The organism is Verrucosispora sp. SN26_14.1 (assembly GCF_004307965.1).
Taxonomy (GTDB): domain Bacteria; phylum Actinomycetota; class Actinomycetes; order Mycobacteriales; family Micromonosporaceae; genus Micromonospora.
Genome location: NZ_SISL01000417.1, coordinates 1 through 5,210, shown reverse-complemented (window position 1 = coordinate 5,210; position 5,210 = coordinate 1). Strand labels below are relative to the sequence as shown.

Sequence of the window (5,210 nt, the reverse complement as noted above, 5' to 3'; positions counted from 1 at the left end):
GGCGGAGGCCGCGTCGGGTGTGGCGGACGCGGGCGCCGCCTGGGCCGGGGCACCGGCCAGTACGCCGGCGACCAGAGTTCCGGCGGCGGCGACGGAGAAGACGCGGCGAAGCATTGACCTTGTGGGTCGCATGTAACAGCCTCCCGGTAGGGGGTTTCGTGCCCTGTCATGTCGACAGGAGCGGGGGCAACTCGGCCACCTGGGGAAATGGCCAAGCGAGGGAAAGTATTCACACATTTAAGATCGTCAACAAGCCCCGCCTCCGGCCGAATCGACCAACCACCCCCAAGTCATCTCTCTGCAACATTGTGGACACAGACGGTCATCTATACGCTCTGGTCACCGCCGCCACCCGGCAACCGTGAACCGGAGGCCACCCATGACCCTCGTCCGACGCGCGCTGGCCACCCTCGCCGCCGCCCCCGCCCTGGCCGCACCCGGCCCGGCACCGCTGTCAGCCGGGGAGCCGGGTACGTCACCATCCTGATCGACGCGAACGACGCCTGCACCGGCCAGTCGCTGCTGGCCAACCCGACCTCCACCGCCCAGACCGAGGTGGACCGACGCCACCGGGTACGGCAGCGGGTGATCGACTTCAACGGCCAGCTCGCCGCCGCCTGCGCCGCGTACGGGTCGAACTGCCGGTACGACGACAACGCGGTCTTCGGCTACCCGTTCAGCCTCTCCCAGCTCTCCGGCTGGGACTACTTCCACCCGAACGCCAGCGGCCAGCAGGTCCTGGCGAACGTCTCCTACCCCGTCGGCTTCGCCTGGTAGCCGCCGAGCACCACCGCCGGAAGCCGGCCGGGCACCACCGCCGGAGACCGGCCGGGCACCACCGCCGGAGAACGGCCGGGCGTCATCGTCGACGGGCGCCCGGCCCCGGACGCGGCACCACGTCACGCGCGTCGGTGACGTGGTGCCCGTCCGCGCAGTGCAGTTCCACCCCGACCTCGGCGCCGCAGTCGCGGTGTCCGACGCTCAGCGGCGGCCCCTCCGGGTCGGCGAGGTACCGGTCCCCCCAGGCCAGCACGGCGACCAGCACCGGCCACAGATCCATTCCCTTGGGGGTGAGCCGGTACTCGTGTCGCAGCCGGCTGCCCGGCTCGCGGTACGGCTCCCGCCGGAGCACCCCCTGCGCGACCAGTGTGGCCAGCCGGTTGGCCAGCACCTGCCGGGGGACGCCGGTGCGTACCCGCATGTCGTCGAAGCGGCGGACGCCGCTGAACACCTCGCGGAGCACCACCAGGGTCCACTTCTCGCCGAGGACCTCCATGGCGCGGGCGACCGTGCAGTTGTCGATCGACCAGTCCAGGGCCGCGGGTCTCATGCCCGCCAGGCTAGGTCTGATTGACAGACCCAGCAAGCCCTGACAGGCTGCGTCCATGACGCAGACGCAGGGGGCGACGCGCAGCCGCACCTTCTCCTGGTCCGACCCGGGCCTCAACGCCGACCAGGTCGGCCGGCGCAGCGGACTGGAACTGCTCCGCGCGATGATCGCCGGGGAGCTGGCCGCCCCACCGGTGATGCACCTGATCGACATGTCCCGGATGGAGGCCGAGGAGGGCCGGGTCGTCGTCGAACTGGAGCCGCAGGAGTTCCACTACAACCCGCTCGGCACCGTGCACGGCGGCGTGCTCTCCACGCTGCTGGACACCGCCGCCGCGTGCGCCGTACACACCACGCTGCCGGTCGGCATGGGCTACACCTCGCTGGACCTCAACGTGAAGTTTCTCCGCCCGGTGACCGTCCGCTCCGGGACGCTTCGCTGCGAAGGCACCGTGCTGCAACGCGGCCGACGGACCGCCCTGGCCGAGGCCCGGCTGACCGACGGGCGGTCCCGCCTCGTCGCGCACGCCACGTCGAGCTGCCTGCTGCTCCCCCTGGAGTGAGGGCTCCGCCGCTGCCGGCTGCTCGGCCCGACGTTAGGAAGGGCCCCCTGCTATACGCGAGGCGTTAGCAGGGGGCCCTTCCTTACATCCGGGTTCAGCTGACCAGCGGTGTCAGGTCCGCCCGAGGCGGCGACCACTCCCCCGCCGCCGCGACGACCTGCTCACCGGAGCGGATGTCCTTCACCTCGTCGGGGGCGCCCTCCGCGCCCGGGAACCAGACGTACGGGATGCCGCGTCGCTCCGCGTACCGGATCTGCTTGCCGAACTTCGCCGCGCTCGGCGACACCTCGGTGGGTACGCCCCGCGACCGCAGCGCCTCGGCGACCCGGTTGCTGTCGGCCCGCAGCTCCTCGTTGGTCACCGCCACCAGCACACAGGTCGGCACGGAACGGGAGACGGTCAGCGCCTCGGCGCCGAAGAGCAGACCGAGCAACCGGGTCACCCCGATCGAGATGCCCACCCCGGGGAAGCGGGTGGTCCCGGCGCTGGCCAGGTTGTCGTACCGGCCGCCGGAGCAGATCGAGCCGAACTTCTCGTACCCGATCATCTGCGTCTCGTAGACCGTGCCGGTGTAGTAGTCCAGGCCACGGGCGATCCGCAGGTCGGCCACGCAGAGACCGGGCGAGTGCGCGGCGGCGGTCTCCACCACGGCGGTCAGCTCCGCGACCCCCTCGTCCAGCAACGGGTCGCTGACCCCGAGCGCGCGGACCGCGTCGGCGAACGAGGCGTCCGGCGCGGAGATCTCGGCCAGCGCCAGACATGCCTTGGCCTGCGCCTCGCTCGCCCCGGCCGTGGTCGCCAGCAGCTCCGTCACGCCGGCCGGGCCGATCTTGTCGAGCTTGTCGACCGCGCGCAGCGTCGCCTCCGGGTCGGTCAGCCCGATGCCCCGGTAGAACCCCTCGCAGATCTTGCGGTTATTGACCTGGATGCGTACCGGCGGAATCGGCAACGCCCGCAACGCGTCGCCGATGACCAGCGGCATCTCCGCCTCGTGGTGCCCGGCGAGGGTGTCCCGGTCGACGATGTCGATGTCCGCCTGGAGGAACTCGCGGTACCGGCCCTCCTGAGGGCGTTCGCCCCGCCACACCTTCTGGATCTGGTAGCGGCGGAACGGGAACTGGAGCTTGCCGGCGTTCTCCAGCACATACCGGGCGAACGGCACGGTGAGGTCGAAGTGCAGGCCGAGGGCGTCGTCACCGGCCGGACCCTCCGGATCGCCCTGGAGGCGCCGGATCACGTAGACCTCCTTCGAGGTCTCCCCCTTGCGCAGCAACTGGTCCAGCGGCTCGACGGCCCGGGTCTCCAGCGGCGCGAAGCCGTACAGCTCGAAGGTGGACCGGATCCGGTCCAGGACGTACTGCTCGATCATCCGCTGGGCGGGCGTCCACTCCGGGAAGCCGGAGATGGGCGTGGGCTTGCTCATGATGCTCCTTCGGCACCCGCGCGAGCGGCGCGGGGAGGTCCTGGTCCGCGGCGACTACAGGCCGCGGGTGGGGGCCGCCGGTCGTCCGCCGCCCATCCCGGCCACCTCGACGAGGTACGGGTTGGTGGCGCGCTCGCGGCCGATGGTGGTCGTGGGGCCGTGGCCGGGCAGCACGACGGTGTCGTCGGCGAGCGGGAGGATCTTGTCCCGCAGGCTGGCGACCATCGTCGGCATGTCGCCACCGGCCAGGTCGGTGCGGCCGATCGAGCCGGCGAACAGCACGTCACCGGAGAGACAGATCTGCTCGGCCTCCCACGGCGAGCCGGCGCCGGGCAGCCGGAACAGCACCGACCCGCCGGTATGGCCCGGTGCGTGGTCGACGGTGATCTCCAGACCGGCGAGGCTGAGCGTCGTCCCGTCGGACAGCTCGGCGACATCCTCCGGCTCGGCGTACGGCAGCCGGCCACCGAAGAGCTGGGTGAGGTCCATCGACAGGGCCTTGGTCGGGTCGGCCAGCAACTCCCGGTCCGCCGGGTGCACGTACGCGGTGATGCCGCGCGCGCCGCACACCGGCGCGACGGAGAAGGTGTGGTCGAGGTGCCCGTGGGTGAGCAGCACGGCCGCCGGGTGCAGTCGATGCTCGGCGAGCAGCGCGTCGAGCCGGTCGATCACCCCGATGCCGGGGTCGACCACCACGCACTGCTCCCCCGGCGCGGCGGCGACCACATAGCAGTTGGTGCCGAAGGCGTCCGCGGGAAAGCCGGCCACGAGCACGTCCGCTCCCCTTCCGTCGAGTCGTCCTCGCCAGCAGCCTACCGGCGTCCCCCGGCGGGCTCGGGCCGGTCGTCCCACCGGCGCGCGGGGGCAGTGACGGACTCCGATGCGGATGTGCACCGACCTCGTACACGACTTTCCCAGCCGGTACCCGTACACTCTGGCGGGCGTGTGGCGTGGCGCACCTGCCGCCCGACGGGTACGCGACCACCAGGTGACGACCAGGGTAGAGGAAAGGGGAGCACGGGTGGCTTCCAGCAGGGACCGGCAGCGCAAACTGGCGCGGGCCAAGCTCGACCGGCAACAGGCCCGCCGGGCCGCCACCGTCAGGCGCCGCCGACGGATCCGAGCCGGTGTCGGCACCGCCCTGATCCTCGTGCTCGTCGTCGCCGGTTCGGCGTGGGCGCTGGGCGCCTTCGACAGCGAGCCGACACAGGACACCGCGAACGACGAGGTCTGCCTCTGGACCCCGCAGAACACCGAGGGCAACCCGAACCTCCGCCAGGTCGGCGAGCCGGCCGCCACGGGCCTGCCGGTGACCGGCACCCAACCGATGACGATCACCACCAACCAGGGCGACCCGATCTCGGTCGAGCTGGACCTCGCGAACGCCCCGTGCGCCGCCGCGAGCATCGCCCACCTGGCCGGGCAGGGCTTCTACAACGACACCAAGTGCCACGAGATCACGGCCGACGGGGCGGTGCGCTGCGGCGACCCGAGCGGCACCGGTCTCGGCGGCCCGTCGTACTCGTTCCACAACGAGAACGTGCCGACCGCCCCGGAGGCGTCGCCCAGCCCGTCGCCGGACCAGCCGCCCACGTACCCGAAGGGCACGGTGGCGATGATCAGCAACCCGCCGGGTGCCAACGGCAGCCAGTTCCTGATCTTCTTCGAGGACTTCACCACCGCCGAGCCGAGCTTCCCGGTCATCGGCCGGGTCACCGGCGGCCTGGACGTGGTGGAGAAGATCGGCGCACTGCCGACCGTGGAGAATGAGGCTGGGGAGAAGGTCAAGCCGAAGGACGACGACGTGGTCATCCAGAGCCTGACCGTCGGCGAGCCGGGGCTGGACCCGGCGTCGCCGGCCGAGCCCACGCCGGCGGGCACGGCAAGCCCGGCGG

6 protein-coding genes are annotated in these 5,210 nt (G+C 71.8%); 3 read left to right on the top strand and 3 right to left on the bottom strand.

The genetic code is table 11. The features are described from left to right. Nucleotides 1–306 precede the first annotated feature (306 nt). Nucleotides 307–777: a hypothetical protein gene (locus EYA84_RS25840; protein ID WP_236145960.1), complete on the top strand. Its 471-nt coding sequence runs from the start codon at nt 307–309 to the stop codon at nt 775–777. An 82-nt stretch (nt 778–859) separates the two neighbouring features. On the opposite strand, the gene EYA84_RS25835 is transcribed toward EYA84_RS25840, so the two are convergent. After that, on the bottom strand, nt 860–1,330 hold the full coding sequence (locus EYA84_RS25835) for a helix-turn-helix domain-containing protein (RefSeq protein WP_131056189.1): 471 nt from the start codon (nt 1,328–1,330) through the stop codon (nt 860–862). A 55-nt stretch (nt 1,331–1,385) separates the two neighbouring features. On the opposite strand from EYA84_RS25835, the gene EYA84_RS25830 reads away from it, so the two are divergent. Further along, the gene (locus EYA84_RS25830; protein ID WP_131056188.1) at nt 1,386–1,892 is read left to right on the top strand and encodes a PaaI family thioesterase; all 507 of its coding nucleotides are present in this window, start codon (nt 1,386–1,388) and stop codon (nt 1,890–1,892) included. Between the two features lie 94 nt (nt 1,893–1,986). Here the strand turns inward: EYA84_RS25830 and hisS are convergent, their stop codons facing one another. Continuing rightward, nucleotides 1,987–3,315 (bottom strand): histidine--tRNA ligase, encoded by a 1,329-nt coding sequence (hisS, locus tag EYA84_RS25825; protein WP_131056186.1) that lies wholly within the window; start codon nt 3,313–3,315, stop codon nt 1,987–1,989. Between the two features lie 54 nt (nt 3,316–3,369). Further along, a complete protein-coding gene (locus EYA84_RS25820) occupies nt 3,370–4,089 on the bottom strand; it encodes an MBL fold metallo-hydrolase (RefSeq protein ID WP_131056184.1) in 720 nt (239 codons plus the stop codon). 247 nt (nt 4,090–4,336) lie between these two features. Between EYA84_RS25820 and EYA84_RS25815 the strand changes: the two genes are divergently transcribed. After that, nucleotides 4,337–5,210, top strand: an 874-nt coding sequence (locus EYA84_RS25815; RefSeq protein ID WP_131056183.1) for a peptidylprolyl isomerase, incomplete at its 3' end; no start/stop codon positions are given.

Excerpts from the sequence above, each read along its gene's own strand:
- EYA84_RS25830 (WP_131056188.1), top strand. The coding sequence starts at position 1,386 with ATGACGCAGACGCAGGGGGCGACGCGCAGCCGCACCTTCTCCTGGTCC.
- hisS (WP_131056186.1), bottom strand. The coding sequence starts at position 3,315 with ATGAGCAAGCCCACGCCCATCTCCGGCTTCCCGGAGTGGACGCCCGCC.
- EYA84_RS25835 (WP_131056189.1), bottom strand. The coding sequence starts at position 1,330 with ATGAGACCCGCGGCCCTGGACTGGTCGATCGACAACTGCACGGTCGCC.